The organism is Actinomadura viridis (genome assembly GCF_015751755.1).
GTDB classification, from domain to species: Bacteria; Actinomycetota; Actinomycetes; order Streptosporangiales; family Streptosporangiaceae; genus Spirillospora; species Spirillospora viridis.
The window spans coordinates 7,487,243-7,514,238 of the sequence record NZ_JADOUA010000001.1; the positions used below are offsets into that span (position 1 = coordinate 7,487,243).

Annotated in this window: 21 protein-coding genes, 1 pseudogene and 1 riboswitch; of the genes and pseudogenes, 10 read left to right on the plus strand and 12 right to left on the minus strand. The window is 72.9% G+C overall.

Features of this window, described 5'->3' with window-relative positions:
* Positions 1–98: 98 nt before the first annotated feature.
* The gene (locus tag IW256_RS34005; protein ID WP_197016718.1) at positions 99–1,421 is read right to left on the minus strand and encodes a UDP-glucose dehydrogenase family protein; all 1,323 of its coding nucleotides are present in this window, start codon (positions 1,419–1,421) and stop codon (positions 99–101) included.
* A 295-nt stretch (positions 1,422–1,716) separates the two neighbouring features.
* Between IW256_RS34005 and IW256_RS34010 the strand changes: the two genes are divergently transcribed.
* Both IW256_RS34010 and IW256_RS34015 read left to right on the plus strand, forming a co-directional pair.
* Entirely contained in the window at positions 1,717–3,549 is a 1,833-nt protein-coding gene (locus IW256_RS34010) for an acyl-CoA dehydrogenase (RefSeq protein WP_197014839.1), read from the plus strand.
* A 199-nt stretch (positions 3,550–3,748) separates the two neighbouring features.
* A complete protein-coding gene (locus IW256_RS34015) occupies positions 3,749–5,395 on the plus strand; it encodes an OmpA family protein (RefSeq protein ID WP_197014840.1) in 1,647 nt (548 codons plus the stop codon).
* A gap of 62 nt (positions 5,396–5,457) precedes the next feature.
* Here the strand turns inward: IW256_RS34015 and IW256_RS34020 are convergent, their stop codons facing one another.
* From IW256_RS34020 to IW256_RS34035, 4 genes are all read right to left on the minus strand, one after another.
* Positions 5,458–6,900 (minus strand): dihydrolipoamide acetyltransferase family protein, encoded by a 1,443-nt coding sequence (locus IW256_RS34020; RefSeq protein ID WP_197014841.1) that lies wholly within the window; start codon positions 6,898–6,900, stop codon positions 5,458–5,460.
* 8 nt (positions 6,901–6,908) lie between these two features.
* Positions 6,909–7,922 (minus strand): alpha-ketoacid dehydrogenase subunit beta, encoded by a 1,014-nt coding sequence (locus IW256_RS34025; RefSeq protein ID WP_231404046.1) that lies wholly within the window; start codon positions 7,920–7,922, stop codon positions 6,909–6,911.
* A complete protein-coding gene (pdhA, locus tag IW256_RS34030; RefSeq protein WP_197014842.1) occupies positions 7,919–9,049 on the minus strand; it encodes a pyruvate dehydrogenase (acetyl-transferring) E1 component subunit alpha in 1,131 nt (376 codons plus the stop codon). Before pdhA ends, IW256_RS34025 begins: the two co-directional genes overlap by 4 nt.
* A 230-nt stretch (positions 9,050–9,279) precedes the next feature.
* Positions 9,280–10,899, minus strand: a complete 1,620-nt coding sequence (locus IW256_RS34035; RefSeq protein WP_197014843.1) for a hypothetical protein — start codon at positions 10,897–10,899, stop codon at positions 9,280–9,282.
* Between the two features lie 94 nt (positions 10,900–10,993).
* Between IW256_RS34035 and purS the strand changes: the two genes are divergently transcribed.
* From purS to purL, 4 genes are all read left to right on the plus strand, one after another.
* On the plus strand, positions 10,994–11,236 hold the full coding sequence (purS, locus tag IW256_RS34040; protein ID WP_197014844.1) for a phosphoribosylformylglycinamidine synthase subunit PurS: 243 nt from the start codon (positions 10,994–10,996) through the stop codon (positions 11,234–11,236).
* A gap of 104 nt (positions 11,237–11,340) precedes the next feature.
* Positions 11,341–11,793 (plus strand): ATP-binding protein, encoded by a 453-nt coding sequence (locus tag IW256_RS34045; RefSeq protein WP_197014845.1) that lies wholly within the window; start codon positions 11,341–11,343, stop codon positions 11,791–11,793.
* A 156-nt stretch (positions 11,794–11,949) separates the two neighbouring features.
* Positions 11,950–12,630, plus strand: a complete 681-nt coding sequence (gene purQ, locus IW256_RS34050) for a phosphoribosylformylglycinamidine synthase subunit PurQ (RefSeq protein WP_197016720.1) — start codon at positions 11,950–11,952, stop codon at positions 12,628–12,630.
* An 875-nt stretch (positions 12,631–13,505) separates the two neighbouring features.
* Positions 13,506–15,707 carry a phosphoribosylformylglycinamidine synthase subunit PurL gene (gene purL, locus IW256_RS34055; RefSeq protein ID WP_231405517.1) on the plus strand — a complete coding sequence of 734 codons (2,202 nt, stop codon included), beginning with the start codon at positions 13,506–13,508 and terminating at the stop codon, positions 15,705–15,707.
* 96 nt (positions 15,708–15,803) lie between these two features.
* Here the strand turns inward: purL and IW256_RS34060 are convergent, their stop codons facing one another.
* From IW256_RS34060 to IW256_RS34075, 4 genes are all read right to left on the minus strand, one after another.
* A complete protein-coding gene (locus tag IW256_RS34060) occupies positions 15,804–16,190 on the minus strand; it encodes a VOC family protein (RefSeq protein WP_197014846.1) in 387 nt (128 codons plus the stop codon).
* A 59-nt stretch (positions 16,191–16,249) separates the two neighbouring features.
* On the minus strand, positions 16,250–17,197 hold the full coding sequence (locus IW256_RS34065) for a coiled-coil domain-containing protein (protein ID WP_307829279.1): 948 nt from the start codon (positions 17,195–17,197) through the stop codon (positions 16,250–16,252).
* 3 nt (positions 17,198–17,200) lie between these two features.
* Positions 17,201–17,376, minus strand: a riboswitch (cyclic di-AMP (ydaO/yuaA leader).
* A gap of 138 nt (positions 17,377–17,514) precedes the next feature.
* Positions 17,515–18,681, minus strand: coding sequence for a S8 family peptidase (locus tag IW256_RS34070; protein WP_197014848.1), 1,167 nt, complete (start codon positions 18,679–18,681; stop codon positions 17,515–17,517).
* 159 nt (positions 18,682–18,840) lie between these two features.
* Positions 18,841–20,709, minus strand: a complete 1,869-nt coding sequence (locus tag IW256_RS34075; RefSeq protein ID WP_197014849.1) for a serine/threonine-protein kinase — start codon at positions 20,707–20,709, stop codon at positions 18,841–18,843.
* 169 nt (positions 20,710–20,878) lie between these two features.
* On the opposite strand from IW256_RS34075, the gene IW256_RS34080 reads away from it, so the two are divergent.
* Complete coding sequence (locus IW256_RS34080; RefSeq protein WP_197014850.1) at positions 20,879–21,319, plus strand: sterol carrier family protein; 441 nt, start codon at positions 20,879–20,881, stop codon at positions 21,317–21,319.
* A gap of 70 nt (positions 21,320–21,389) precedes the next feature.
* Here IW256_RS34080 and IW256_RS34085 read toward each other — a convergent pair whose 3' ends face one another.
* The gene (locus tag IW256_RS34085) at positions 21,390–21,794 is read right to left on the minus strand and encodes a hypothetical protein (RefSeq protein ID WP_197014851.1); all 405 of its coding nucleotides are present in this window, start codon (positions 21,792–21,794) and stop codon (positions 21,390–21,392) included.
* Positions 21,795–21,890: 96 nt separating this feature from the next.
* Between IW256_RS34085 and purF the strand changes: the two genes are divergently transcribed.
* The 3 genes and pseudogenes from purF to IW256_RS41730 form a co-directional block, all read left to right on the plus strand.
* Positions 21,891–23,381 carry an amidophosphoribosyltransferase gene (gene purF, locus IW256_RS34090; protein ID WP_231404047.1) on the plus strand — a complete coding sequence of 497 codons (1,491 nt, stop codon included), beginning with the start codon at positions 21,891–21,893 and terminating at the stop codon, positions 23,379–23,381.
* A 19-nt stretch (positions 23,382–23,400) separates the two neighbouring features.
* Positions 23,401–24,429, plus strand: a complete 1,029-nt coding sequence (gene purM / locus IW256_RS34095) for a phosphoribosylformylglycinamidine cyclo-ligase (RefSeq protein WP_197014853.1) — start codon at positions 23,401–23,403, stop codon at positions 24,427–24,429.
* A gap of 376 nt (positions 24,430–24,805) precedes the next feature.
* Positions 24,806–25,078 (plus strand): annotated as a pseudogene (locus IW256_RS41730) (SanA/YdcF family protein); the annotation flags it as partial.
* A gap of 279 nt (positions 25,079–25,357) precedes the next feature.
* Here the strand turns inward: IW256_RS41730 and IW256_RS34105 are convergent.
* Positions 25,358–25,573 (minus strand): DUF3073 domain-containing protein, encoded by a 216-nt coding sequence (locus IW256_RS34105; RefSeq protein WP_197014854.1) that lies wholly within the window; start codon positions 25,571–25,573, stop codon positions 25,358–25,360.
* Positions 25,574–25,864: 291 nt separating this feature from the next.
* Entirely contained in the window at positions 25,865–26,995 is a 1,131-nt protein-coding gene (locus tag IW256_RS34110; protein ID WP_420535433.1) for a Leu/Phe/Val dehydrogenase, read from the minus strand.
* Between the last annotated feature and the right edge of the window lies 1 nt (position 26,996).

A 26,996-nucleotide genomic window follows, 5' to 3' on the forward strand; every position in this document is an offset into this window, starting at 1 on the left:
GCTAACAAGCGCGTTCGGGGGAGGATTCCGGTGGTGAGGCGCCTCACCACCGGAATCCTCCCCCGAACGCGTCCAGGGGGCGGCGGCTCAGGTGCGGCTCAGGAACGGCCCAGGGCGCGGTACTCCCAGCCGGCCTCGCGCCACATCGCGGCGTCCAGCGCGTGGCGCCCGTCCACGATCCGCTTGTGCGCGACGACCTCGCCCAGCGCGCCGGGGTCGATCTCGCGGAAGTCGGCCCACTCGGTCAGCAGCACCACGACGTCGGCGTCCCGGGCGGCGTCCAGCGCGCTCTCGCCGTACCGCAGCTCGGGGAAGGCCAGCCGGGCGTTGTCCAGTGCGGCGGGGTCGTAGACCCGTACGTGGCCGCCCAGCCCGTGCATGGTGCGGGCGACGTCCAGCGCGGGCGCGTCCCGGATGTCGTCGGAGTTGGGCTTGAACGCCGCGCCCCACGCCGCGATCCGCGCCCCCGAGATCCGGCCGCCCAGCAGCTCGCGGACCAGGTCGACGGTACGGGCGCGGCGGCGGCGGTTGATCGCGTCCACCTCGCGCAGGAACGACACCGCCTGCCCGACGCCGAGCTCCTCGGCCCGGTGCGCGAACGCCCGGATGTCCTTGGGCAGGCACCCGCCGCCGAAGCCCAGGCCCGGCTTGAGGAACTTGCCGCCGATCCGGTCGTCCAGGGCCAGCGAGTCGGCCAGGTCCTTGACGTCGGCGCCCACCGCCTCGCAGACCTCGGCCATCGCGTTGATATAGGAGATCTTGGTGGCCAGGAACGAGTTGGCCGCGACCTTGACCAGCTCGGCGGTGGCCAGATCGGTGCGGATCACCGGGGTGCCCTGGTCCAGGATCGGCTGGAACGCGGCGCGCAGCCGGGCGTCCGCCCAGTCCGAGGCGACGCCGAAGACCAGGCGGTCGGGCCGCATGGTGTCGTCCACGGCGAAGCCCTCGCGCAGGAACTCGGGGTTCCAGGCCAGCTCCACGTCGGTCCCGGCCGGGGCCAGCTCGTGCAGCAGCGTGGTCAGCCCGGCCGCGGTGCCGACGGGCACGGTCGACTTGCCGACCACGAGCGTGCGGCGGTCCAGGTGCGGGGCCAGCCCGCGTACGGCCGCGTCCACGTAGGAGAGGTCGCAGGCGTCCGAGCCGGGCTGCTGCGGCGTGCCCACGCACACGAAGTGCACGTCGCCGAACGCGCCCGCCTCGGCGAGCGAGGTGGTGAACCGCAGCCGCCCCGACTCCAGGGCCTTGGCCAGCAGTTCGGGCAGCCCGGGTTCGAAGAAGGGCACCTCCCCGGACGCGAGTTTGGCGATCTTCCCTTCGTCCACGTCCACGCCGAGGACCTCGAAGCCCAGGACGGCCATGCAGATCGCGTGCGTGGCGCCGAGGTACCCGGTGCCGATCACGGTGAGCCTGGGGGGCGCCATCGTGTTCAAGAGCTTCTCCTTGTCCGGTTCGCGGAGGTCGGGGGCCGGTTCACGGGATGTGTGCGGCGGGGGCTCCCGTGCTGATGACCCGGGAGGCGTACCGACCGACCCCTTCAATGATCGCGGCGTACCGGCGGCCGTTCGCACGGGGGCCGTCCCGGACCTTGACCAGCATGTCGGGAATCACCCATCCACTGGGGGTTGTCACTGGTTACCAGCGGGTAGCATGATGTCGAGTTACCGACCAGTACTTTGCGCGGGGCCTGGAGCGCCGCCGAACCACACGGAGTGTTCGATGGGGCACTACAAGAGCAATCTCCGGGACCTGGAGTTCAACCTCTTCGAGGTCTTCGGCCGCCAGGACCTGCTCGGCGGCGGTCCGTACGAGGACCTGGACGAGGACACCGCGCGCAGCATGCTCGAAGAGGTGACCCGCCTCGCCGAGGGTCCGCTCGCCGACTCGTTCGAGGACGCGGACCGCAACCCCCCGGTCTTCGACAGCGCGACCGGCGCCGTCACCATGCCGGAGAGCTTCAAGAAGTCCTTCAAGACGTGGATGGACGCCGAGTGGTACCGGGTCGACCTGGCGCCCGCGTTCGGCGGCACGGGTGCCCCGCGCAGCCTGGCCTGGGCGCTGGCCGAACTGGTGCTGGGCTCCAACCCGGCCGTCCACATGTTCGCCTCCGGCCCCGGCTTCGCCCAGATCCTGTGGCACATCGGGACGCCCGAGCAGAAGCGGTTCGCCGAGCTCGCGCTGGAGCGGCAGTGGGGCGCCACGATGGTGCTGACCGAGCCGGACGCCGGGTCCGACGTGGGCGCCGGCCGGGCCAAGGCCGTCCAGCAGCCCGACGGCACCTGGCACATCGAGGGCGTCAAGCGGTTCATCACCTCGGCCGAGCACGACATGGCGGAGAACATCTTCCACCTGGTGCTGGCGCGCCCCGAGGGCGCCGGCCCCGGTACCAAGGGCCTGTCGATGTTCCTGGTGCCCAAGTACATGGTCGACCTGGAGACCGGTGAGCTGGGCGAGCGCAACGGCGCCTACGTCACCAACGTCGAGAAGAAGATGGGCCTCAAGGTCTCCACGACCTGCGAGCTGACCTTCGGCGAGAAGCACCCGGCCGTCGGCTACCTGGTCGGCGACGTGCACGAGGGCATCAAGCAGATGTTCCTGGTGATCGAGCACGCCCGGATGATGGTCGGCACCAAGGCCATCGCCACCCTCTCCACCGGCTACCTCAACGCGCTGGAGTACGCCAGGGAGCGGGTGCAGGGCGCCGACCTCACCCAGATGACCGACAAGACCGCCCCCCGCGTGACCATCACCCACCACCCGGACGTCCGGCGCAGCCTGATGACCCAGAAGGCGTACGCCGAGGGCATGCGGGCGCTGGTGCTGCTCACCGCCTCGTACCAGGACGCCGTCCAGCTCGCCGCGCACGAGGGCCGCCGGGACGAGCTGTCCGAGAAGATCAACGATCTGCTGCTGCCGGTGGTCAAGGGCTTCGGCTCGGAGCGGGCGTACGCGCTGCTCGGCTCGGAGTCGCTGCAGACGCTCGGCGGCTCGGGATTCCTGCAGGACTACCCGATCGAGCAGTACATCCGCGACTCCAAGATCGACACCCTGTACGAGGGCACCACCGCCATCCAGGGCATGGACCTGTTCTTCCGCAAGATCCTGCGGGACAACGGCGAGGCCCTCAAGCACCTGGCCGGTGAGATCAGGGCGTTCGCGGCCAGCGAGGCGGGCAACGGCCGGCTGAAGAACGAGCGGGCCCTGCTGGGCCGCGCCCTGGACGACGTGCAGGGCATCCTGGACCCGATGATCGGGTGGGCGCTCGGCTCCATGGAGGACCCGAAGGAGATCTACAAGGTCGGCCTCAACACCAGCCGCCTGCTGCTCGCCCTCGGCGACCTGATCGTCGGCTGGCTGCTGTGCCGCCAGGCCGAGGTCGCCCTGGCCAAGCTGGGCGGGGACGTGTCCGGCGCCGACCGCGACTTCTACACCGGCAAGGTGGCCGCGGCCCAGTTCTTCTGCGCCACCGTGCTGCCCCGCCTCGCCGCGGAGAAGGCCGTCACCGAGGCCACCACGCTGGACGTCATGGAGATCCCCGAGTCCGCGTTCTAGGTCCGCGTTCAGGCCCGCGTTCGGGACGGATCGCGCCGCGTCCCGGAACGCGCGCCGGCTTCCGCGAGCCGGCGAGAGGCGGCCCCGGCACCTGCGAGGGTGCCGGGGCCGCCTCTCGCTTTCCACGCTTTCCCGCCGCCCGGCGCGTCTATACGCTTGCCGGGATCCGTCCCCCCGCCCAGCGCCAACCGGAGCGCCCATGCCGGCTCGCAGACTCCTCGTCCCCCTCGCCGTCCCGCTCGCCGGGCTGATGGCCGCCGCGGGATGCGCCGGCTCCGGGCCGGAGAAGGTGAACCCCCCGACCGCCCGGGCCGGCGCGTCCAGCGGGCCGCCACCGGCCGGGAGCGGGCCGAACCCGGCCAAGGAGGGCTGGTTCGGCACGGCGGACGGGCTGCACGCCCGCGTCGAGATCAAGGCGGTCGAACGGCAGCCCGCCCGGACCATGCTCCGGTACGCGGTCACCTCACTGGACGACGCGGCCAAGACCGTCCCGTTCGCGGTCTCCCTCCTGGACCCGGTCGGCCGCAGGCTCTACCGGCCGCTGCCGGCCGCGCCCGCCGCCGGGACGCTGGCGCCCGGCGCCACCCGGGAGCTGACCGCCGAGTTCCCGGTGCTCCCGCCGGCCGTCCAGCGGCTCACCGTGATCACCTCGGGGACCGCGGGCGAGTTCACCGGCGTCCCGGTGACGTCCGGCTCCGGCGGCGGCCCGGCGACACCCGGCCCGTCGGGCTCCGCGTCCGTGTCCGCGTCCACGTCGGGCTCGGCGTCCGCGTCTCCGCCGGCCTCGGCCTCGGCGGTTCCCGCGGGCGCTCAAGGCGGCGCTCCGGGGGGCGCTCCGGCCGGGACCGGGCCCGCGGACCTGTACGACATCACCGAGGGCGAGACCAGGGACGTCGTCTCCGGCGCCGCGGACGTGACCGTGAACCTGCGTGCCGACGTCCTCTTCGAGTCCGGGAAGGCCGGCTTGTCCGGCCGTGCCAAGGGAGTGCTCGACCAGATCGCCGCGGAGATCCGGGAGCGGGCCGACCCGGCCCGGGGACCGCTGGCGATCGACGGGCACACCGACAGCGACGGCGCCGACGACGCCAACCTCAAGCTCTCCCGCGAGCGCGCCGAGGCGGTGGAGAAGGAACTGCGCGACCGCCTGGGCGGCACGTTCACCTACACCGCCCAGGGGAAGGGCGAGGCCGAGCTGATCGCCAAGGAGGGCGGCTCGGACGACGCCCGGGCGCGTTCCCGCAACCGCCGCGTGAAGATCTCCTACGCCGTACGGCAGCAGGCCCAGGGCGCCACCCCCGGCCCGAGCACGTCCACGAGCACGTCCCCGTCCACGAGCACGTCTCCGTCCGTGAGCACGTCTCCGAGCACGTCTCCGAGCGTTTCCGCCACGCCCGGCGGTACGGTCCGCCCGGCGGAATTCCGCGCCCGTGACGGCGCGACGGTGGGCAGCCGGACGGGCCGGTTCGGCGGCGCGAAGCGGAGGCTGGACGTCAAGCCCTTCTACCGTGACGGCGCGTACCTGGTGGCGGTGTTCGAGGTGGTGAACGAGGGGCCCGGGGCCACCCCGCCGGACGCCATCTACCCCCACAAGGACTACCTGGGAGGCGTCTTCACCTCGTTCTCCGTGAGCGTGCCCGGCGCCACCGAGGTCTACCGCGCGGTGCGCGTCGGCCCGCCCGCCGCCAACAGCGCCACCTACGTCGACCCGGGCCGCGCGGTCTTCCGCACCGGGCTCAGGGAGCCCGTCCGGGGCTTCGTCTACCTCCCCGCCCCGCCCGGGAACCCCGGCAAGGTGACCTTTGACGCCGGGCCGTTCGGCAAGGTGGAGAACGTCCCCGTCTCGTGAGAGAGCCGCCCGCGCCCGGCCGGGTGGCCGTGCGCGGGCGGCTCGTCACGCCGTGCCCGCCGTCAGTGCCAGGCGAGCATGCGCAGCGGATCCTCCAGCATGTCGCCGACGTCGCGCAGCACCCGCGAGCCCAGCTCGCCGTCGACGATGCGGTGGTCGAACGACAGCGAGAGCGTGGTGACCTTGCGGATCGCCAGCTCGCCCTCATGCACCCACGGCATATCCCGGATCTGGCCCACGGCCATGATCGCGGCCTCGCCGGGCATGAGGATCGGCGTCCCCGTGTCCACCCCGAACACGCCCACGTTGGAGATCGTGATCGTGCCGTCCGACAGGTCGGCCAGGGAGGCCCGGCCCGCCCGCGCGGTGGCGGCCAGGTCGGTCAGGGCCGCCGCCAGGGCGGGGAGCGGCAGGGCGTGGGCGTCCTTGATGTTCGGGACGATCAGCCCCCGGTCGGTGGCCGCCGCGATGCCGAGGTTCACCCGGTGCCGGACCACGATCTCCGCCCCGGACGGGCCCTCCGCCCAGGTCGAGTTGATCATCGGGTTCCGGGCCACCGCGATCAGCAGCGCCTTCGCCACCAGCAGCAGCGGCGACACCTTGACCTCGGCGAACTCGGGCAGCGTGCGCAGCCGCGCCACGGCGTCCATCGTCGCCGTCACGTCCACCTGGAGGAACTCGGTGACGTGCGGGGCGGTGAACGCCGAGTTCACCATCGCCGCGGCGGTGCTCTTGCGGACCCCCTTCACCGGGATCCGCTCCTCGTCCGGGCCGCTCTCGCGCGCCGCCGGGGCGGGCGCGGCGCGGTCCGGGGCGACCACGGCCTCCCGCGCGGCGTACACGTCCTCGCGGGTGATGGAGCCCTTCGGGCCGGACCCGTTGACCGTGGTGAGGTCCACGCCGAGATCCTTGGCCAGCTTGCGGACGGGCGGCTTGGCCAGGGGCAGCCCGTTTTCCCCAGGCTGTGGACGAGCGGGCGGCACGGCCGGTGCGGCCGGTGCGGGAGGCGCGGCGGGCGGGGCGACGGCCGCGGCGGGCGGCGCGGTCGCCGGCCCGCTGCCGTTGGTGCCCTTCCTGGCGCGGCGCTTGGTCGCGCCCGGCTTCACCCCGTAGCCGACGAGCACCGGCTGCCGCTTGGGCTCCTCCGGCGCGACCATGCCCGGCTCCTCCGGAACGGGCACCATGTCGTCCTTCAGCGCCTCGGGCTGCGCGGGCGCCTCCGCGGCCTCCGAAGTCCCCTCGGCGCCCTCGGCCGCCTCGGCGCCCTCCCGCACCGAGATGATCGGGACCCCGACGTCCACCGTGACGCCCTCGTCGACCAGCAGCTCGGCCACCACGCCCTCGAACGGGCAGGGCAGCTCCACGATGGCCTTCGCGGTCTCGATCTCCACGATGGTCTGGTTGATCTCGACCTCGTCGCCCGGCGCGACATGCCACTTGACGATCTCGGCCTCGGTCAGGCCCTCGCCCACGTCCGGCAGCTTGAACTGCTTCAGCTCGCTCATCTGCGCCCTCACCACGCGAACGTCCGGTCGACCGCGTCCAGGATGCGGTCGAGATCGGGCAGGTAGTGGTCCTCCAGCCGGGACGGCGGGTAGGGAGTGGAGGGCCCGCCGACCCGCAGCACCGGCGCCTCCAGCCGGTAGAAGCACTTCTCGGTGACGCGCGCGGCCAGCTCGGCGCCGTAGCCGCTGAAGACCGGGGCCTCGTGGACGACGACGCAGCGGCCCGTGCGGTTCACCGACTCGACGACCGTGCCGATGTCCAGCGGGTTGAGCGAGCGCAGGTCGATGACCTCCAGCGAGCGGCCCTCATCGGCCGCCGCCGACGCCGCCTCCAGGCACGTCTTCACCGACGGCCCGTACGCCAGCACCGTCACGTGCTCGCCGGGGTTGACCACCCGCGCCTGGTGCAGCGGGAGCCAGCGCGCCGGGTCCGTCTCCACCGGGGCCTTCTCCCAGTAGCGGCGCTTGGGCTCGAAGAAGATCACCGGGTCCGGCGAGGCGATCGACTGCTGGATCATGGTGTACGCGTCCGCCGGGTTGGAGCAGGCCACCACCCGCAGCCCGGCGGTGTGGGTGAAGTAGTTCTCCGGCGACTCGCTGTGGTGCTCGACCGCACCGATGCCGCCGCCGCACGGGATGCGCACCACCACCGGCAGCGACAGCGCGCCCAGCGACCGCATGCGCATCTTCGCGAGCTGGGTGATGATCTGGTCGGCCGCGGGGAACACGAACCCGTCGAACTGGATCTCCACCACCGGCCGGTAGCCGCGCAGCGCCAGCCCGATCGCCGTGCCCACGATCCCGGACTCGGCCAGCGGGGTGTCGATCACCCGTTCCTCGCCGAAGTCCTTCTGGAGCCCGTCGGTCACCCGGAACACGCCGCCGAGGCGTCCCACGTCCTCGCCCATGACCAGGACCTTGGGGTCGTCCTCCATGGCCTTGCGCATGCCCGCGTTCAGCGCCTTGGCGAGCGCGTAGGTCGTCGTGGCCGTGCCGGCCTCCATCGCCTGGACCTCGGTCATGACGACACCTCCTCGAAGGACGCCAGGTAGGCGGCGAACTGCTCCTGCTCCTCGGTCATCAGCGGGTGGCGCTCGGCGTAGACGTTCTCGAACATCTCCAGCGGACGGGGGTCCGGCAGGGCGAGGCACTGCTTGCGCAGGTCCGACGCGACCGCCTTGGCCTCGGCCTCGATCTCGTCGAAGAAGGACTGGTCGGCCATGTCACTGCGGACCAGGTACGCCTTGACCCGCTCGATGGGGTCCTTCAGCTTCCACGCCTCCTCCTCCGTCTTGAGGCGGTAGCGCGTGGGGTCGTCGGTGGTGGTGTGCGCGCCCATGCGGTACGTGAACGCCTCGATGAGCGTCGGCCCCTGACCCGTACGGGCGGCCTCCAGGGCCTTCCTGGTGACGGCCAGGCAGGCGAGCACGTCGTTGCCGTCCACCCGCACGCCGGGGAAGCCGTACCCCTGGGCGCGCTTGTAGAGCGGGATGCGGGACTGCCGCTCCAGGGGCTCGGAGATGGCCCACTGGTTGTTCTGGCAGAAGAACACGACCGGCGCGTTGAAGACCGACGCGAACACGAACGACTCGTTCACGTCGCCCTGGGACGTGGCACCGTCCCCGAAGTAGGCGATCGTCGCTCCGGCCGACGGGGTGCCCAGCACGCCGTCACGCTGGATCCCCATCGCGTACCCGGTCGCGTGCAGGGTCTGGCTGCCGATCACGATCGTGTAGAGGTGGAAGCCGTGCTCGGCCGGGTCCCACCCGCCGTGGTTGACGCCGCGGAACAGGCCCAGCAGCTTCAGCGGCTCGACCTTGCGGCACCAGGCGACGGCGTGCTCGCGGTAGGAGGGGAAGGCCATGTCGTGGTCGCCCAGCGCCCGCCCGGACCCGATCTGCGCGGCCTCCTGGCCGAGCAGCGAGGCCCAGATGCCCAGCTCTCCCTGGCGGGTGAGGGCCACCGCCTCCAGGTCCAGCCGGCGGACGGTCACCAGGTCACGGTAGAGACCGCGGATCTCCTCGGGGGAGAGGTCCAGCGGGTAGTCCGGGTGCTCCACCCGCTCGCCCTCGGGGGTGAGCAGCTGGACGAGGTCGGGTTCGGCGTGCGCGGGGGTGGCGGGCGCGCCGCGTACGGAGTCGATCGTCATCGATTGACACTCCTCGGTCGGGGCCGGAACGCGGGATCGCCGCGTACGGCCGGGGCCAGTGGCATCGTTCCCAGGTGAGGGACGCGTGCCGCTAGAGCCATCGTGGCAGACGTCACACCATGGGGCGCAAGCCCCATCTACCCCGTTCCCTACCCTTCAGTGCCCTTCGAACGCTCTCCAGCCGCTCTCCGGGCGCGATCTTCGCCCCCGCGTCACACCCCGTGACCGCCTCACTCCCGGGAGAGGGAGCGGGTGGCTCCGGCGGCGACGGTCAGGCCGAGGATGAAACCGGCGATCACCAGCAGGTTGGCGATCACCTGGTAGATCCCCTTGGGGGCGAAGACGCGTTCCTGGCCGAGATCGCCGACCGGCAGGAGCAGGTCGAGGGTGTAGAAGAACGCGTTGAAGTTGGGGTGGTCGTCCTCGTTGAGGATGGCCGGCTGGTGCAGCGAGAAGACGATCGTGCCGAACGCGAGCAGGCCCGCCAGCCAGCTCGCGGCGCGGAACGGGCGGTAGCCGTAGCCGACCAGGACGTCCTGGAGCCAGCCGACGACCTTGCGGGACAGGCCCTGGGTGCGGCGCCGGTCGCGGGCCTTGGCCAGCAGCACCGAACGGCCGTCGGCGTCCAGGCCCAGCGTGCGGTACGCCTGCGCGAGCCGCTCGTACGGCTGGGGCTGGTAGCCGTCGGTGTCGCGGCGCAGCCAGTCCAGGCGTTCGCGGGCCGGCAGGGGCGGCTCCAGGCTCTCGTACTGCAGGCCGTCCAGCTGGAGGCGCTCGGGCCAGGTCGCGCGGTCGTCGCGCAGCAGGTTGATCTTGGCGTAGGAGAGGTCGGCGACGCCCTTCACCCGTTCGGCGGGGCGGAGCAGCACCTCCTCGGCCTGGAGCCGCTGCAGGCTGAGCGCCGTACCGGACGGGTTGTCCAGGTGCGCGCCGCGCAGGCTGAGCTGGCCGGTGACGCGGGCGCCGGCGAAGCTGACGCCGCCGGACGCGGTGAAGCCGTCGGAGCAGTAGACGTCGGTCTCCACCGCCAGGTCGTCGGCGTTCAGCGCGATGCCGTCCGGGTGGGAGAGCCGGGCGCCGACGAACGAGAGGTAGCCGCCGACGCGGGCGCCGCGCAGCCGGATCGCGCCGTGCGCGGTGAACCCGCCGTCGCAGAAGACGTTGGCGGCCACGTCCAGCCGGCTCGCGTACAGCGCGGCGCCGGAGGGGTTGTGCAGGCGGGCCTCGCGGAAGATCAGCTGGCCGCCCACCCGGGCACCGGGCAGGCGCACCTCGCCGTCGGCGGTGAAGCCCTGGTCGCAGTAGACGTTGGCGTCCACGGTGAGCCGGTCGGCCAGCAGCGCGTCCCCGCCCGGGTTGAGCAGGTGGACGCCGGACATGTTGAGGATGCCGGCGATGTGCGCCCCGTCCAGCCACAGGCCGCCCGAGACGCGGCTGCCCTCCAGCCACAGGTGGCCGTCCACCCGGGCGCCGGAGGCCACCAGGCCGGGCAGCCGGCAGCGCATCATGTGGACGCTGTTCATCCTGGCCCAGTAGAGGTGCGGCGCCTCGTCGAACGAGCAGCCGGTGAGGGCCAGGGGCACGGACACGTCCGCGTGGCCCAGGTTGAGCGCGCCGATGATCCGCGCGCCGGTCAGCCGGACCGCGGCCACGTGCCCCGACTCCGGCTCCACGGCCCCGGCCAGGAGGGCGACCAGGACCTCGGCGCGGACGAGGCGCTCGCGTCCCCAGTGGTCCGACAGGGTCGGGTCGTTCATCGCCGGGTCGCCACTGGACAGGTCGACGGATTCACCTCGCGGGAACGCCTCCCACAAGCGGCGCTCCGGGGGTGACAGCTCATCGATGTTCATCGGACGACTCCGGGGGTGCTGGTGGTCCTGCTCATGGCCATGGTGCCGTACGCTGCTGACGGTAAGGGAAACCGCAGTTCAGAAGGGGGCGCTCGTGGCCCGCGTGGTCGTCGACGTGATGCTGAAGCCGGAGATCCTCGATCCGCAGGGGCAGGCGATCGCCCGCAAGCTGCCGCAGATGGGGTTCGACGGTGTCGGCGCCGTGCGCCAGGGCAAGCGGTTCGAGCTGGAGCTCGACGGCCCGGCGGACGATGAGGCGCTGGAGCGGGTGCACAAGATCGCCGAGACCCTCCTGGCGAACCCGGTGATCGAGAACTTCGAGGTCCGCGTCCTCTGACGCGGTCCCGTCCGGCGGTTACGCGCGAAAGCCCCGGGTAAGCCTTTCCTTGCCCGGGGGTCGGGGCCCGGCCGGAGGGCCGGTGGACGAGCGCGAGGTGGCCGGTGGATCTGAGGTTCTCGCTCGCGGTGCCGCGCGAGGCGCCGAGCATCCCGATGATCCGGCGCGTCGTGGGGGACGCGCTGCGCGGTCTCGGGGTCGCCGAAGACTGCGTGACCGACATCCTCGTGGCCGCCTCCGAGGCGTGCACGAACGTCGTCCAGCACTCCCGGGCCGACGGCGGCTTCACCGTGGCCGGCCAGGTGGCCGGCGGCACCTGCCAGCTGAGGATCACGGACCGGGGACGCGGCCCGCGCCCGGTGCCGCCGCCGAAGGAGCTGGACGATTTGTCCGAATCGGGGCGCGGGATTAGGATCATGCGGGCGCTGATGGACGATCTGAGCATCGACTCGGTGCCCGGGAGCGGTACCGTCGTCCAGCTTCGGAAGCGCCTGACCTGGCGTGACGAGAACCCGATCGGACGACTTGGGCACCGCCTCCTGCACAGTGCCGGGTAGATTGGGACCCGCGCGGGGGGAACGCGCCCCGCACCGGTGAATGGGCACCGGTCCATGGGTGCCGTGAACGGAGACGGTGTCCGGCAGAGCCGCCCGGTGGCGCTGCCCGGCGGAGAGCCGCCCGGCCCGGCCGCCCTCATTTCGGAGGAAGAACAGATGGACGCTGCCCGGGTGGGGGTCATCACCTTCCCTGGTTCCCTCGACGACCGCGACGCCGCACGAGCCGTGCGGCTCGCGGGGGCCGAGCCGGTCGCCCTCTGGCACGCCGACCACGACCTGCGGGGGGTCGACGCCGTCGTGCTGCCCGGCGGGTTCTCCTACGGGGACTACCTGCGGGCCGGGGCGATCGCGCGGTTCGCGCCCCTCATGAGCGAGCTGGTCGGCGCCGCCAAGGCCGGACTGCCGGTCCTCGGCGTCTGCAACGGCTTCCAGGTGCTGTGCGAGTCGCACCTGCTGCCGGGCGCGCTGCTGCCGAACGCGGGGCTGCACTTCGTCTGCCGCGACCAGCGGCTGCGGGTGGACAACGCCGAGACGGCCTGGACCGCCGACTACAGCGAGGGCCAGGAGCTGGTCATCCCGATCAAGAACCGGGACGGCCGCTACACCGCCGATCCGGAGACCCTCGCCGAGCTGGAGGCGAGCGGCCGGATCGTGGCCCGCTACCTCGACCTGAACCCGAACGGATCCCTTGAGGACATCGCCGGGATCTGCAACGAGGCCGGCAACGTGGTCGGTCTCATGCCCCACCCCGAGCACGCCGTGGAGTCCCTGACCGGCCCGTCCACCGACGGGCTCGGCTTCTTCACCTCGATCGTCAAGAGACTGGTCAACGCATGAGCGAGCAGCCACCCCACCCGCGCGGCACCGCGGACGCCGCCTCCGGGACCTCGTCCGACGAGCCGAGCCTGGAGTGGCTCGGCGAGCTGCGGTCCGACGCCGACGACCCGGAGCTGCAGCCGGTCGATCCGTCGGTGACCCAGGCGTACGAGGCCATCCTGGAGGAGGGCGCCCGCGAGGCCGGGACCGAGACCGCCCCGCAGCCTGCCGTCTCCGACACCGGGCCTCAGCAGGCCGTCTCCGACACCGGTCCGCAGGCGGCGGTGTCCGGCACCGGCCCGCAGCCCGCGGTGTCCGGCACCGGCCCGCAGGCGGCCGTCTCCGGCACCGGGCCCCAGCCCGCCGTCTCCGACACCGGCCCGCAGCCCGCCGTGCCCGGGTACGCGGCCGAGCCCGGCGCGTCCGGCCGGCCCGCACCGGAGCCGGAGACCCCGGCCGCGCAGGGCGGCGAGGCCCCCCGCGAGGCCCCCGCCGGGCCCGAGCGGACGGCTCCCGACCCGGCGCCCGCCCGCCCGGAGACCCGTCCGGAGACCCGTCCGGAGGCCCGGCCCGCCGCCCCGGCCCCCGCGACGGCCGCCGAGATCCTGGAACGGCTCGGCGACCCCTCACGCGTCGGTACGCAGGGCGAGGGCCCCGAGCACCCGCCCGCGGCCCCCGAGCCCGTCCCGGCCCCCCTGGCGGCCCCCGTGCCCGCTCCCGTTCCGTCCCCTGACGTGACCGCCGAGGAACGGCCCGCGACCGCCGCCTCCCCGTCCGCGTCCGATGACCCGCCCGCCCCGTCCCCTTCCCAGGCGCCCGTCCCGGAGCCCGGCACGGACACGGTCGCGGTCGCCGCCGCGACGCCGGACCGCCCGCTGCCGTACGCCGAGCTGGGCATGAACGACGAGGAGTACCAGCGGGTCCGGGACATCCTGGGCCGCCGCCCCACCTCGGCCGAGCTGGCGATCTACTCGGTCATGTGGAGCGAGCACTGCTCCTACAAGAGCTCCAAGGTCCACCTGCGCCAGTTCGGCGAGAAGGCCCCCAAGACCGACGCGCTGCTGGTCGGGATGGGGGAGAACGCCGGTGTCGTGGACGTGGGCCAGGGCTGGGCGGTCACCTTCAAGGTGGAGTCGCACAACCACCCGTCCTACGTCGAGCCGTACCAGGGCGCCGCGACCGGCGTCGGCGGCATCGTCCGCGACATCATGTCGATGGGCGCCCGCCCGGTCGCGGTGATGGACTCGCTGCGGTTCGGCCCGGCCGACGCCCCCGACACCCAGCGGGTGCTGCCCGGCGTCGTGGCCGGGGTCGGCGGCTACGGCAACTCCCTCGGCCTGCCCAACATCGGCGGCGAGACCGTCTTCGACTCCTGCTACGCGCAGAACCCCCTCGTCAACGCGCTGTGCGTGGGCGTCATGAAGCACGAGGACATCAAGCGGGCGATCGCCCCCGGCCCGGGCAACCAGGTCATCCTGTTCGGCGCCGGCACCGGCCCGGACGGGATCGGCGGCGCCTCGGTGCTGGCCTCCGCGACGTTCGACGAGGAGTCCCAGGCCAAGCGGCCCAGCGTGCAGGTCGGCGACCCGTTCATGGAGAAGCTGCTGATCGAGTGCTGCCTGGAGCTGTTCCGCGAGGACCTCGTGGTCGGCATCCAGGACCTCGGCGCGGCCGGGGTCTCCTGCGCCACCACCGAGCTGGCCGCGGCCGGCACCGGCGGCATGCGCGTCGAGCTGGACGCCGTGCCGCTGCGCGACGCGACCCTGCGCCCTGAGGAGATCCTCATGAGCGAGTCGCAGGAGCGCATGATGGCGGTGGTCGAGCCCGGCAAGGCCGACCGCTTCCTGGAGATCTGCGCGAAGTGGGAGATCCCGGCGACCACCATCGGCACGGTCACCGACACCGGCCGGCTGGTGATGACCTGGCGCGGCGAGACCATCGTCGACATCCCGCCCACCACGGCCGCCGACGAGGGGCCGGTCTACGAGCGGCCGTACGCGCCGCCCGCCGACCTGGGCGCCCTCCAGTCCGACACCCCGGGCCGCCTGACCCGCCCGTCCAGCGCCGACGAGATCCGCCGTACCGTCCTGTGGCTGGCCGGCTCGCCCAACCTGGCGAGCAAGACCTGGGTCACCTCGCAGTACGACCGGTACGTGCTGGGCAACACCGTCCTCGCCATGCCCGAGGACGCCGGCGTGGTCCGGATCGACGACTCGTCCGGGCTCGGCATCGCACTGTCGCTGGACGGCAACGGCCGCTACACCCGCCTCGACCCGTACGCCGGGGCCCAGCTGGCGCTGTCGGAGGCGTTCCGCAACGTCGCCGCCACCGGTGCCCGCCCGCTCGCGGTCACCAACTGCCTCAACTTCGGCTCGCCGGAGGACCCGGGGGTCATGTGGCAGTTCGCGCGCGCGGTGGAGGGGCTCGCGGACGGCTGCCAGTACCTCGGCGTCCCCGTCACCGGCGGCAACGTCAGCTTCTACAACCAGACCGGCACCACGCCGATCAACCCCACCCCGGTCATCGGCGTGCTGGGCGTGCACGACGACGTGCGCCGCCACGTCAACATGTCGTTCACCTCCGACGGCGCCACGCTCGCGCTGCTCGGCCTGACGCGCGAGGAGTTCGGCGGCTCGGAGTGGGCGCACGTGGTGTACGGGCACCTGGGCGGGCTGCCGCCCATGGTCGACCTGGCCGCCGAGCGCGCGCTGGCCTCGGTGCTGATCGCCGCCGCCCGCGAGGGCCTGCTGACCGCGGCGCACGACCTGTCCGACGGCGGTCTCTCCCAGGCCCTGGTGGAGTCCTGCCTGCGCGGCGGGCTGGGCGCCAAGATCACCCTGCGCGGGGACGCGTTCGTCTCGCTGTTCAGCGAGTCGGTCGCGCGCGCCGTGGTCGCGATCCGGCCCGGCGGCGAGGGGCGCCTGGCACAGCTGTGCGAGGCCGCCGGGGTCCCGGTGTCGCAGCTCGGTGTGATCGGCGGCGACTCGCTGGACGTCTCGGCCCGCAACGCCGACGGGGAACTGGAGGAGCTGTTCTCCATCCCGCTGGTCGAGCTGCGGGACGCGCACGAGCGCACCCTCCCCAGCTACGCCGGCTAGGCGTACCGGCGAACGAACGCCCGGCCACCGTACGCGGTGGCCGGGCGTTCGCGTACCCGCCCGGCGCCGGTGCCGGCGCCGCGCGTCAGCGGCGCGTCACGCCGGACCGGACGGTGTCCTGCTCCGGTCGACGACGCAGAAGATGTTCCCGTCAGGGTCGGCGAGCACGACGAAGTCGGGGTCGGGCGGGTAGAGGTCCCAGTCGACCCTGCTCGCGCCCAGCCCGATCAGCCGTTCGACCTCGGCCTCCTGCTCGGCCGCGCTGTCCACGAACAGGTCGAGGTGGAGGCGGGGACGGCGTTCGGCGGGCGACTCGCTGAGCATCAGGCCCAAGGCCCGGCCCGATCCGTCCGCGTGCGCCAGCGTCCTCCAGGTCGGGCGCGCCCCCTCCGGTAGGGGGACCAGGTCCAGCGCCGAGGTCCAGAAGGCCACCGCACGGGGGAGATCGGTCACACCGATCACCGGGAATCCGAGTCTGAGCATGTGATCGAGCTTAGGGACTCGCCGGCCTGGCACGCATTCCCAACGGCCCGTGCACCCGATCAGAAGACCGAGATGTGCACGTGGTCGTAGTGGTTCGCGGTGACGCCGCCGCGGTTCTCCATGGAGCGCCAGCCGGGGCTGCGCATGTCGTAGATGCGCTGCTTCCAGATCACGTACTTGATGCCGAGCCTGCTGGCGTTGGAGATGGCGTACTGGGCGGTGCGGTCGCCCTGCGCGTTGCCGTTGGCGGAGGGCATCGAGCCGCCGGTGCTGACCATGAAGTCGCACGCCTGGCCGGTGGCGTGGTCCTGGGCGTCGACGCCGCCGCGGTAGCAGCCGATGGTCGGGTACGGCCCGAACTCGATGTCGAGGGTGTTCTTGACCTTGAGCATCCGGGGGGTGACGCTGCCCATGCCCACGCTCGGGGACTCGGGCTTGTACTTCTTGACCAGCTGGCGGATGCGGTTCTTCTCCTTGGAGAGGTCCCGGATCTCCTTCTCCAGGTCCCCCACCTTCTGCTGGTACTCCTTGCGCGTCTTCTCCTGCTCGTTCACCAGCTGCTGGATCTGCTGGACCTTGGCCGACTGGTTCTGCGCCACGTGGCTGGCCAGGGTCATGTTGCTGAGCATGTTGTTGGGGTCGTCGCTGGCCAGTACGGAGACGCTCGGGTCGACCCCGCCGGTCATGTACTGGTTGGCGGCCAGCTGGGCGACCAGGCCCTGGGCGACCCGCAACTGGGCGGTGAGCGACCTCGACTTCAGCTGGGCCTTCTTGATGCCGTACTGGGCGTCCTTCAGCTTGGCCAGGTCGCCGCCGTACTGCTTCTCCAGCTTCTCGATCTGGACGTTCAGCTTGCGGATGCGGCCGGAGTCGCCGGGCTCGGCCTGTGCGGGGGTGATGGTGGTGCCCGCGGTGAGCGGCAGGGCGCCGGCGAGCGCCACGAGTGCCAGGGCGGGACGCCGCAGCCGGGTGTGCCAACGGCGGGTGGAGTCGGGGGTCTCCGCCACGTCCTCTCCTCTCCTCATCGCCTACCGGGTTAGCTGACGGGTTCGGGCCGGAGTCAGCCCTATCACCAGGAGGTGAATTCACCCCGTCGAAGGCCCGGGGCGTTGAACGCCCCGGGCCCGCAGACTGTGGGTTCCCGGCTCCCGGGCAGCTGTGCCGCGGGACTCGGCTTGTCCGGCCGTTCCGACGGCCGAACGCCATCGAACTGTCAAGAACCGTCCGTATCCCGCCAAGATTAACGCGTGGAACGTGTGGAATGGTTCATCGGCCGAGAAGCACGGCTTTCTCCTGGGAGCCGGGCCATCCTACGTGACGGGATTCACAGTCCCGACTTGAAGACGAGCCTGTTGGCCGTTCCGCTGGGGAGCCGGCCGATTCGTCCCTTCGTGGAGTTGTCGTTCAGCCATTTCTGCACCTGGGGGAAGGTCGCTGAGCGGTTCCCGGCCAGGTAGAGGGCCGCGACGCCGCTCACGTGCGGGGCGGCCATCGACGTGCCGCTGATGGTGGACTTGCCGCCGCCGGGCCAGGTCGAGGTGATGCCGTAGCCGGGCGCGAAGATGTCGACGCACGAGCCGTAGTTGGACCAGGTGGCCCGGTTGTCGTAGATGGTCGTGGCGCCGACCGACATCACCCAGCCCGCGCTGGACGGGGAGGTGTTGCAGGCGTTCTGGTTCTCGTTGCCCGCCGCGACGGAGACGAAGACCCCCGACTGCGACAGCGCCTGCACGGCGGTGTTGAGGGCGGACGACTTGGGGCCGCCGAGCGACAGGTTGGCCACCGCGGGCTTCACGGCGTTCTTCTGGAGCCACTGCACGGCGGCCACGATGGTGGACATCGAGCCGTAGCCGTCCGCGTCCAGCACGCGCATGCCGCGCAGCTTGACGTTCTTGGCCACGCCGTAGCTCGAGGACCCGATGGTGCCGGCCACGTGCGTCCCGTGCCCGTTGTGGTCCCAGCCGTCACCGCCGAACTCGGGGGCGACCCAGGCGATCGAGGCCCGGCCGCCGAAGTTGGCGTGCGTGTGGGCGAGGCCGGTGTCGATGACGTAGGCGTTCACGCCCGTGCCGGTCGACTTGTAGGTGTAGGACTTCGACAGCGGCAGGACCCGCTCGTCGATCCGGTCCAGCCCCCAGGGCGGGGACGACTGGGTGCCGGACGCCTTCACGATCTGGTCCTGCTCGATCGCGGCCACCGCGGGGTCGCGGCGCAGCTTGTCGAGCTGGGTGGTGCTGAGCTTGGCGGCGAAGCCGTTCAGGACGCCGTCGAAGCGCTGCACCGAGCCGGCGCGGACGCGCTTGGCGGCCGCGGAGGTCGAGGACCCGGACTTCAGGGTCACGATGTAGCGGCCCGGTACGGGGGTGCCCTTGGCCGAGGTCACCTCGACGAGCTCGGGCTGGGGGGCTGCGAACGCGGGGAGGGTGGTGGCGGCACCGACGCACGAGGCGACCGCGCCGGCGATGAGCAGCCTTCGGGGGGTTTTCCGCAAGAGCTCTCCTTCTCTCAAGCGGGGACCGCACGCGGCGCCCGCGGCCGAGTCGATGCGATCGACCTCCGGCACCATATTGGATCTCTCGCAGAAAGAGCTGTTAAATCCGGCATTTCGGGGTGGGGGTGGCCTGAGTCGGCCTCGGCCGGTCTCGGCGGGTCAGCCGCGCGTCAGCTTCCCCTGGTAGCCGTACTGGCCGGCGCCCGCGCTCCAGGCGTAGACCAGGGAACCGTCCGCCTGCCTGGTCACCTTGACGGTGCCGCTCGTGCACGGCTTGGGGATCGCCAGCGTCATCTGCAGCGTGCGGTTGGTCCCCTTGGTGAAGGTGAGCGTTCCGGCGCAGCGGTTCTGCGGGTATACGGCGCGCGCCGTCTTGTTGCCCGGCTCGAACGTCACCTCGATGGGGAACGAGGCGCCGCGCCCGCTGTTGACCGCGGTGCCCTTCCACGTGCCGGCGAACCCCTCGGGGACGGTCGTCACCGGACGGTCGTCCACCGCGTTGGCCTGCCCGGCCCGCGGCGGGGTGTCGTCCTCGCCGCGCAGCTGGGGCCACAGCACCAGGGCGATGATCGCGACACCGACCAGCACCCCGATCGTGAGCGAGAGCGCCACGCCCAGCAGGTGGTTGCCGGGCTTGAAGCGGGTCAGGTTCGCCAGGAACGGGGGCATGCCGCGGCGGGGTTCCTCGGGGGGAATCGACAGGATCGCGGTCGAGTCGCGCTCGTCGTGGCGGTGCGATCCCAGGCCCGGGATGAGGTGCGGCGTGGGTTCGGTCCGGTCGGACGGGTCCGGCGGCGGGGCGGAGGGCAGCGCCGGCATGGCCTGCGTGGCCGGTTCGGGCGACGCGGCGTCCTCGGGGAACGGTCCGATGCGCGGGGTGTCGACGCGCGTGGCGTCCGGATCGTTCTGGGGGGACCAGGAGCCTTGCCGGAGGTCGCCGGAGAACGGGGTCGCCGACGGCGGGGCGGGCGCCGCGAGCGGCATCGAGGGCGGCATCGAGGGCGGCTCGGCGGCGGCGGGCGCGGGGGACGGCGCGGACGGCGGCTCGGGCGACGGAGCGGACGAAGGGGCCGGTGAAGGAGCCGGGGAAGGAACGGGCGGCGGCGCGGGGGCGGGGTCCGGCGCCGGAGCCGGCTGGGGCTGGGCGGAGGCCGGGGAGCTCTTGGCCAGCGCCCGGCCCTCGGCGGCCAGCGACTCGGGCATCCGGGCGGCCAGCGGGGCGGAGTCGTCCAGCAGCCGTTCGAGCAGCCCCGCGGCGGTGGGCCGCGCGGCCGGGTCCTTGGCGAGCGCGGAGGTGACGGTGTCGCGCAGCACCTCGGGCAGCGCGGTCACGTCCGGCTCGTCGTACATGATCCGCTGCATCACCTCGGACGGCGAGCCCTCGCCGAACGGCGGGCGGCCGGCCGCGGCGAACAGCAGCGTGGCGGCCCAGGCGAACACGTCCGCGGCCGGGCCGACGCCCATCCCGCTCAGCTGCTCGGGGGCGCGGTACGACGGGTCCTCGCCGCTCCGGCCGGTGGCGGCGTCCACCGCCCGCAGCGCGGGGGCGACGCCGACGTCGCTCACCCTGGGGCCGTCCCGGCCGAGCAGGATGTTGGCCGGCTTGAAGTCGTGGTGGACCGCGCCGGCCCGGTGGATCGCGGCCAGGGCGACCGCGGTGCCGACCGCCAGCCGCTCGACGACGGCGGCCCCGCGCGGGCCCTCCTCGGCGACCAGCTGCGTCAGCGAGGGGCCGTCGACCCACTCGCTCACCACGTACGGGCGATCGCCCTCCACGGCGGCGTCCAGGATCCCGGCGGTGCAGAAGCCCGACACCCTGCGCGCGGCGGCGAACGCCCCGGCGAACGCGTCCCGGGCCTCCTGACCACCGCTCAGCCGCAGGTGCAGCAGCTTGACCGCGACGGCCCGGCCGGAACGGTCCCGGCCGAGAAAGACGGCGCCGTGCTCACCGACGCCGAGCCGGCCGCTGATCTCGTACTCGCCGAGTCCGCGCGGGTCACCGGGCTGCAGGGGCAGCGCCTCGGCCATCTACACAACCTCCGTGTTCTCCCGCCGGGGATCGGCTCCCCGGCCGGGTCCCGACCTGCCGCGCCCCCGCACCGGTGTAGGTCCCTTTTCTACCGGTTGGCGGGGTCTGTCGCAGACTCTGCCGCAGACATGGGCCCGGACCTGGAGCGGAACGGTAGCGTCGGTGGCGATGTCGCGAACACCCCTCACCCGTTCCGTTCTGGACGAGCAGCGCGCCGCGCTCGGCCTCCCGCCCCTCACCGGAGCCGGGGAGCCCGCCCAACTGCGCCGGTCGGCCCTGGAGGCCGTCCTGGCCGCCTGGGACGCGGGCGCCGAGCCGGTGCGGCCGGTCCTCAAGGGCGCCGTGCGCCATCTGCTCGACCGGCTCGCCGACCTCGCGCCCGGACGGTCGGTCGAGGTCCGGGTGCCTCCGTACGCCGCCGTCCAGTGCGTCGGCGGCCCGCACCATACCCGGGGAACGCCGCCGAACGTGGTGGAGATGGACGCCCCCACCTGGATCTCCCTGGCCACGGGCCGCCTGACCTGGGACGAGGCGATGGAGACCGGCCGGGTACGGGCGAGCGGGCAGCGCGCGGACCTGTCCGCCCACCTGCCGCTCCCGCCCGGCTGAGCACGTCACCGGCCGAGTCGTCCCCGGGCGCGTCCCGGCCGAGTGCGTCCCGGGCGCGTCCCGGGCGGGGTCAGCCGCGGGACGAGGCCACGTCGAAGGGGAGGACCACGAAGGGAAGGTTGCGCCGCACGCAGTCCCGCTGGGCCTCCTGGGTGGGATAGCGGGAGGTGTCGGCGCAGCCGGACACGCTGGTCCCCACCCACACGGCCAGCGCGGTGCCTCCGGCCAGCACCACCAGCGAGACCACGATCGCGCCGACCGCCAGCCCCCGTCCCGCGCCGCGCGCCGCCGCGATGATCCCCAGCACCAGCGCCACCAGCGCCAGCGGCAGGCCGAGGCCGCACAGCACCAGCGCCGGGATGGAGACCAGGGCGAGCACCAGCGCGGTGATCGCCATGCCGCTGGACCGCGGCGGGACGGGCGGCCCCGGCGGCGGGTACTCCGGGTAGCTCGGGTGGCTCGGATGATCCGACATCGAACGGCGTCCTTCCCCGGTCCCGGGCGAGGCCCGCCTCCCCCCGCGCAAAGGGCCCGTTCGGCCGGGTAAAGCTCCTCCCAGGAGATCCGCCGAATGGAGCAGGTGAAACGGGCATCTAGACTGGCGGGCGTGCCTCTCGGTGATGGACGTTTGAGCCACGACCTCGACCCCTCCGACCGCTCCCCACAGGACGCCTGCGGGGTCTTCGGCGTATGGGTTCCGCCTTCCGAGGCGAGCCGTGCCGAAGTGAGCAAGCTCACCTACTACGGCCTGTACGCGCTGCAGCACCGCGGGCAGGAGTCGGCCGGCATCGCGGTCAGCGACGGCTCGCGCATCGTCGTCTTCAAGGACATGGGCCTGGTCGCCCAGGTCTTCGACGAGTCGGTCCTCAACACGCTGCGCGGCCACCTGGCCGTCGGCCACTGCCGCTACTCCACGACCGGCTCGCCGACCTGGGAGAACGCCCAGCCGACGTTCCGTTCGACGGACGCCGGCGGGCTGGCCCTCACCCACAACGGCAACCTGATCAACACCCCGGAGCTGGCCGCCCGGCTCGACCCCGGCGTGCTGACCGCGACCTCCGACACCGAGGTCCTGGCCGCGCTGCTGGCCACCCACGGCGGCGGGCCGATGGAGGCGGCACGGGAGATCCTCCCGGCCACCCGCGGCGCCTACTCCCTGGTCTTCATGGACGAGGGCACGCTGTACGCCGCCCGCGACCCCGAGGGCATCCGCCCGCTGGTCCTCGGCAGCTTCGAGGACGTGGGCTGGGTGGTCGCCTCCGAGACCGCCGCGCTCGACATCGTCGGCGCCCGGTTCGTCCGGGAGATCGAGCCCGGCGAGCTGATCGCGATCGACGCCGACGGCGTCCGGTCCGAGCGGTTCGCCGAGCCGCGCCCCAAGGGCTGCCTGTTCGAGTACGTCTACCTGGCCCGCCCCGACACCACCATCGCCGGCCGCAGCGTGCAGGCGACCCGGGTGGAGGTCGGGCGGCGGCTCGCCCGCGAGCACCCGGTCGAGGCCGACCTGGTCATCCCCACGCCCGAGTCGGGGACGCCCGCAGCGATCGGGTACGCGGAGGCGTCCGGGATCCCCTACGGCCAGGGCCTGGTGAAGAACTCCTACGTCGGCCGCACGTTCATCCAGCCCTCGCAGACCATCCGCCAGCTGGGCATCCGGCTCAAGCTGAACCCGCTGCGCGAGGCCATCGAGGGCCGCCGGCTGATCGTGGTGGACGACTCGATCGTCCGGGGCAACACCCAGCGGGCGATCGTGCGGATGCTCCGCGACGCCGGGGCGGCCGAGGTCCACGTGCGGATCTCCAGCCCGCCGGTGAAATGGCCCTGCTTCTACGGGATCGACTTCGCCACCCGCGCCGAGCTGATCGCCGGGAACCTGTCGGTCGAGGAGATCCGCGACTCCCTCGGCGCCGACTCGCTCGGCTACATCTCGCTGGACGAGCTGATCGCCGCCTCGCAGATCCCCAAGGACCGGCTGTGCCGGGCGTGCTTCGACGGGGTCTACCCCATCCCGGTCGACGAGGACTCCCGCGGCAAGCACCTGCTGGAACCGTCCACCACCTGACCGGGAGAACAGAGCCAGGATGAGCACCTCCTACGAGGCGGCCGGGGTCGACATCGCGGCGGGCGAGCGCGCCGTCGAGCTGATGAAGGCGCGGGTCGCGCGGTCGCGGCGCCCGGAGGTCGTGGACGACGCCAGCGGTTTCGCCGGGCTGTTCGACGTCTCGGCCCTGCTGCGGTACCGGCGCCCGCTGCTGGCGACCTCCACCGACGGCGTGGGCACCAAGGTCGACCTGGCCCGGCGCCTGGGGATCTACGACACCGTGGGCCACGACCTGGTCGGCATGGTGATCGACGATCTCGCGGTCTGCGGCGCCGAGCCGCTGTTCATGACCGACTACATCGCGTGCGGCAAGGTCGTGCCGGAGCGGATCGCCGACATCGTCGGCGGCATCGCCGACGCCTGCGCGCTGGCCGGGTGCGCGCTGGTGGGCGGGGAGACCGCCGAGCACCCGGGCCTGCTCGGCCCGGACGAGTTCGACATGGCGGGCGCCGGCACCGGGGTCGTGGAGGCCGACGAGCTGCTGGGCGCCGACCGCGTACGGGCCGGGGACGCCGTCCTGGCGATGGCCTCCTCGGGCATCCACTCCAACGGCTACTCGCTGGTCCGGCACATCCTCGCCACGTCCGACCTGACCCTGGAGTCGCGTCCGGCCGAGCTGTCCCGCTCGCTGGGCGAGGAACTGCTGACCCCGACCCGCATCTACGCCCAGGACTGCCTCGCCCTCACCAGGGCCGGGGGCGTGCGCGCGTTCGCCCACATCACGGGCGGCGGCCTGGCGGCCAACCTGGCCCGCTCGCTGCCCGGCTCGGCCGACGCCGTGCTCCGCCGCTCCTCCTGGACCGTCCCGCCGGTCTTCGAGATCCTCCGGTCGTACGGGCGGGTGCCCGAGGCGGAGATGGACAAGACCTTCAACCTCGGCGTGGGCATGGCCGCCATCGTGGCCCCCGACGCCGCCGACGCGGCCCTGCGCCTCCTCCAGGAGCGCGGAGTGCCCGCCTGGCACCTGGGCGAGATCATCCCCGGGGACGGCACCGCCCACCTGTCCTGAGCGTTCTGGCGGCCTCTCAGGGCCCCCGCCGCCCTGCCGACGCGGGGCGTCCGTGGGGAGCCGAGCCGTCCCGGGCCGTCCGGGGCCGTCGTGGGCCGTCGCGTCCCGGGCCGTCGCGGGCCGTCCGGGGGCGCCGGAGTCTCCGGGGAACTTCGCGGGCGGTACGGGCGTCCCAAGAACTGTGATCAAGAGGAGGGCGCCCTTCCCGGCCCGGCTCTCACGGCGTCTCCCGCTCCCGCGGCGGGCGGCCGGCCCCGCGCTCGTCCTGGCGGCGCTGGTCGCGTACGGAGGGCTGGCGCCGACGGGATGGGCGTACGCGGACACGGCCCCGTACCGGCGGTCCGCCCGCGACGTGCCACCGGCCCCCGTGGCGCTGGTGCTGGGGGCCGGGATCCGGGACGGCCGGCCGACCGGCCTGCTGGCCCGCAGGCTCGACCTCGCCACCGACCTCTACCGGCGGGGCAAGGTCAGGGTGCTGCTGGTCTCGGGCGACAACCGGGTCGCCGGCTACGACGAGCCGACCGTCATGCGCGACCACCTGGTCGCCGCCGGCGTCCCCGCACGGGCCGTCGTCCGCGACTTCGCGGGGCTGGACACCTGGGACTCCTGCGCGCGGGCCAAGCGGATCTTCGGGGTGGACCGGCTGACCGTGGTGACCCAGGACTTCCACCTGCCCCGCGCGGTCGCGCTCTGCCGGGCCGCCGGCCTGGACGCCTGGGGCGTCGGCGACGACAGCCGCGACCGGATGGGCCCCACCCTCCAGGGCTACGCGCGCGAACCGCTGGCGATGCTCAAGGCGGTGACCAGCCTGGTCGCCCGCCCCGATCCGGCCCTGCTCGGACGGCCCGAACCCGGCGTACGCGACGCGCTCGAAAAAAAACGCCACCACCCGCCCAATCTCGGCGGGTGGTGGCGTGGAGATCTTCGATCAGCGGCCCGTGGTGCCGTCCTTGCGCTCCTCGGCGCCGTCGTCGGCGTAGTCCGCGTACTTCTCGGCGAGCTCGTCGTAAGCGTCGTAGTCATCGCCGGCGGGGTCGGAGACTCCCAGCTCGCTCTTCAGGCGGTCGAGGTCCGTGTTGCCGCTGTTGTACTTGAGCTGTCGGGCAACCTTCACCTGCTTGGCCTTGGCTCGGCCGCGACCCATTGGCTCGACCCCCTCGATGGTCAGGGCTTTCGTGGGCCCATCAACGCGCGCGTGTACCACACGAACCGATGCCTGATGAGCCATGCGTCAGTCACGGATACAACCGTACCCGTTTTGCGCCCGGCTCGGTACATCGTCGGTACGTGGCGGCACGCTCGTTGCGGAGATGCCCAGTGTATCCGGTGCCCACGAGTCCCCACACTCAGGACGAAGGGGGCTGCGGGTGACGTAACCGGGCACCAGGGACGGGCCTCCGGGGCCGGGAGAGGGCCCCGGAGGCGGGCGGAACCGTCAGAGCCAGATGCCGCGGATCCGTCCGACGGCCGACATCCGGCGCTCGGCGAGCCGGTCGGCGGCCACCGCGGGCGGCACCCCCTCCTCCGCCGCCAGCGCGAAGATCCGCCGGGTGGTCTCGAAGATCCCGCTCGCCCGGGACCGCGCCCGCTCGAAGTCGAAGCCCTCGATCTCGTCGGCCACCTGGATCACGCCGCCGGAGTTGACCACGTAGTCGGGGGCGTAGAGCACGCCGCGGTCGGCGAGCCGCTTCTCGATGCCCGCGTGCGCGAGCTGGTTGTTGGCGGCGCCGCACACCATCTTCGCGGTCAGCGCCGGGACGGTGTCGTCGTCCAGGGAGCCGCCGAGCGCGCACGGAGCGTACACGTCCAGCCCGGCCCGGATGAGGGCGGCGTTGTCGGCGACCACCTCGACCTCCGGGTGCAGGGTCTTCACCCGCTCCACGGCGGCCTCGCTGACATCGCAGATCACGACCTCGGCGCCGTCCTCGCGCAGATGCTCGACCAGCCGGTGGCCGACCTTGCCGACGCCCTCGACGCCGACGCGCCGGCCGCGCAGGGTGGGCGAACCCCAGAGCGTCTCGGCGGCGGCCCGCATGCCCTGGAAGACGCCGAACGCGGTCAGGATCGAGGAGTCCCCGGCGCCCCCGTGCTCGCGCGTGCGGCCCGTGACGAACCGGGACTCGCGCGCCACGACGTCCATGTCCTCGCTGTAGGTGCCGACGTCGCAGGCGGTGAAGTAGCGCCCGTTCAGCGACTGGACGAACCGCCCGTAGGCCCGCAGCAGCGGCTCGGACTTGTCGGTCGCCGGGTCGCCGATGATGACCGCCTTGCCGCCGCCGTGGTCGAGCCCGGCCAGGGCGTTCTTGTAGGCCATGCCGCGCGACAGGTTCAGCACGTCCGCCAGCGCCTCGTCCTCCGACCCGTACGGGTAGAAGCGGGTGCCGCCCAGCGCGGGGCCGAGCGCCGTGGAGTAGATCGCGATGATGGCGCGCAGCCCGCTGGCCTCGTCCTGGCAGAAGACGACCTGCTCGTGGTTGCCGAACCGGGACGTTCCGGCGGCGGGAGCGTCGCTCCCCTGATCCATGGGTCCTGTGCCCTTGTGAGGCGACCCGAAGACATTAGGCACG

Coding starts and splice junctions, on each gene's coding strand:
- IW256_RS34060 (WP_197014846.1), bottom strand. CDS start 16,190: ATGCTCAGACTCGGATTCCCGGTGATCGGTGTGACCGATCTCCCCCGT.
- IW256_RS34025 (WP_231404046.1), bottom strand. CDS start 7,922: ATGACCGAGGTCCAGGCGATGGAGGCCGGCACGGCCACGACGACCTAC.
- IW256_RS34085 (WP_197014851.1), bottom strand. CDS start 21,794: ATGTCGGATCATCCGAGCCACCCGAGCTACCCGGAGTACCCGCCGCCG.
- IW256_RS34015 (WP_197014840.1), top strand. CDS start 3,749: ATGCCGGCTCGCAGACTCCTCGTCCCCCTCGCCGTCCCGCTCGCCGGG.
- IW256_RS34075 (WP_197014849.1), bottom strand. CDS start 20,709: ATGGCCGAGGCGCTGCCCCTGCAGCCCGGTGACCCGCGCGGACTCGGC.
- IW256_RS34020 (WP_197014841.1), bottom strand. CDS start 6,900: ATGAGCGAGCTGAAGCAGTTCAAGCTGCCGGACGTGGGCGAGGGCCTG.
- IW256_RS34035 (WP_197014843.1), bottom strand. CDS start 10,899: ATGAACATCGATGAGCTGTCACCCCCGGAGCGCCGCTTGTGGGAGGCG.
- IW256_RS34005 (WP_197016718.1), bottom strand. CDS start 1,421: ATGGCGCCCCCCAGGCTCACCGTGATCGGCACCGGGTACCTCGGCGCC.
- IW256_RS34080 (WP_197014850.1), top strand. CDS start 20,879: ATGTCGCGAACACCCCTCACCCGTTCCGTTCTGGACGAGCAGCGCGCC.
- IW256_RS34105 (WP_197014854.1), bottom strand. CDS start 25,573: ATGGGTCGCGGCCGAGCCAAGGCCAAGCAGGTGAAGGTTGCCCGACAG.
- pdhA (WP_197014842.1), bottom strand. CDS start 9,049: ATGACGATCGACTCCGTACGCGGCGCGCCCGCCACCCCCGCGCACGCC.
- purF (WP_231404047.1), top strand. CDS start 21,891: ATGGAGCAGGTGAAACGGGCATCTAGACTGGCGGGCGTGCCTCTCGGT.
- purQ (WP_197016720.1), top strand. CDS start 11,950: ATGGACGCTGCCCGGGTGGGGGTCATCACCTTCCCTGGTTCCCTCGAC.
- purM (WP_197014853.1), top strand. CDS start 23,401: ATGAGCACCTCCTACGAGGCGGCCGGGGTCGACATCGCGGCGGGCGAG.
- purL (WP_231405517.1), top strand. CDS start 13,506: ATGAACGACGAGGAGTACCAGCGGGTCCGGGACATCCTGGGCCGCCGC.
- IW256_RS34010 (WP_197014839.1), top strand. CDS start 1,717: ATGGGGCACTACAAGAGCAATCTCCGGGACCTGGAGTTCAACCTCTTC.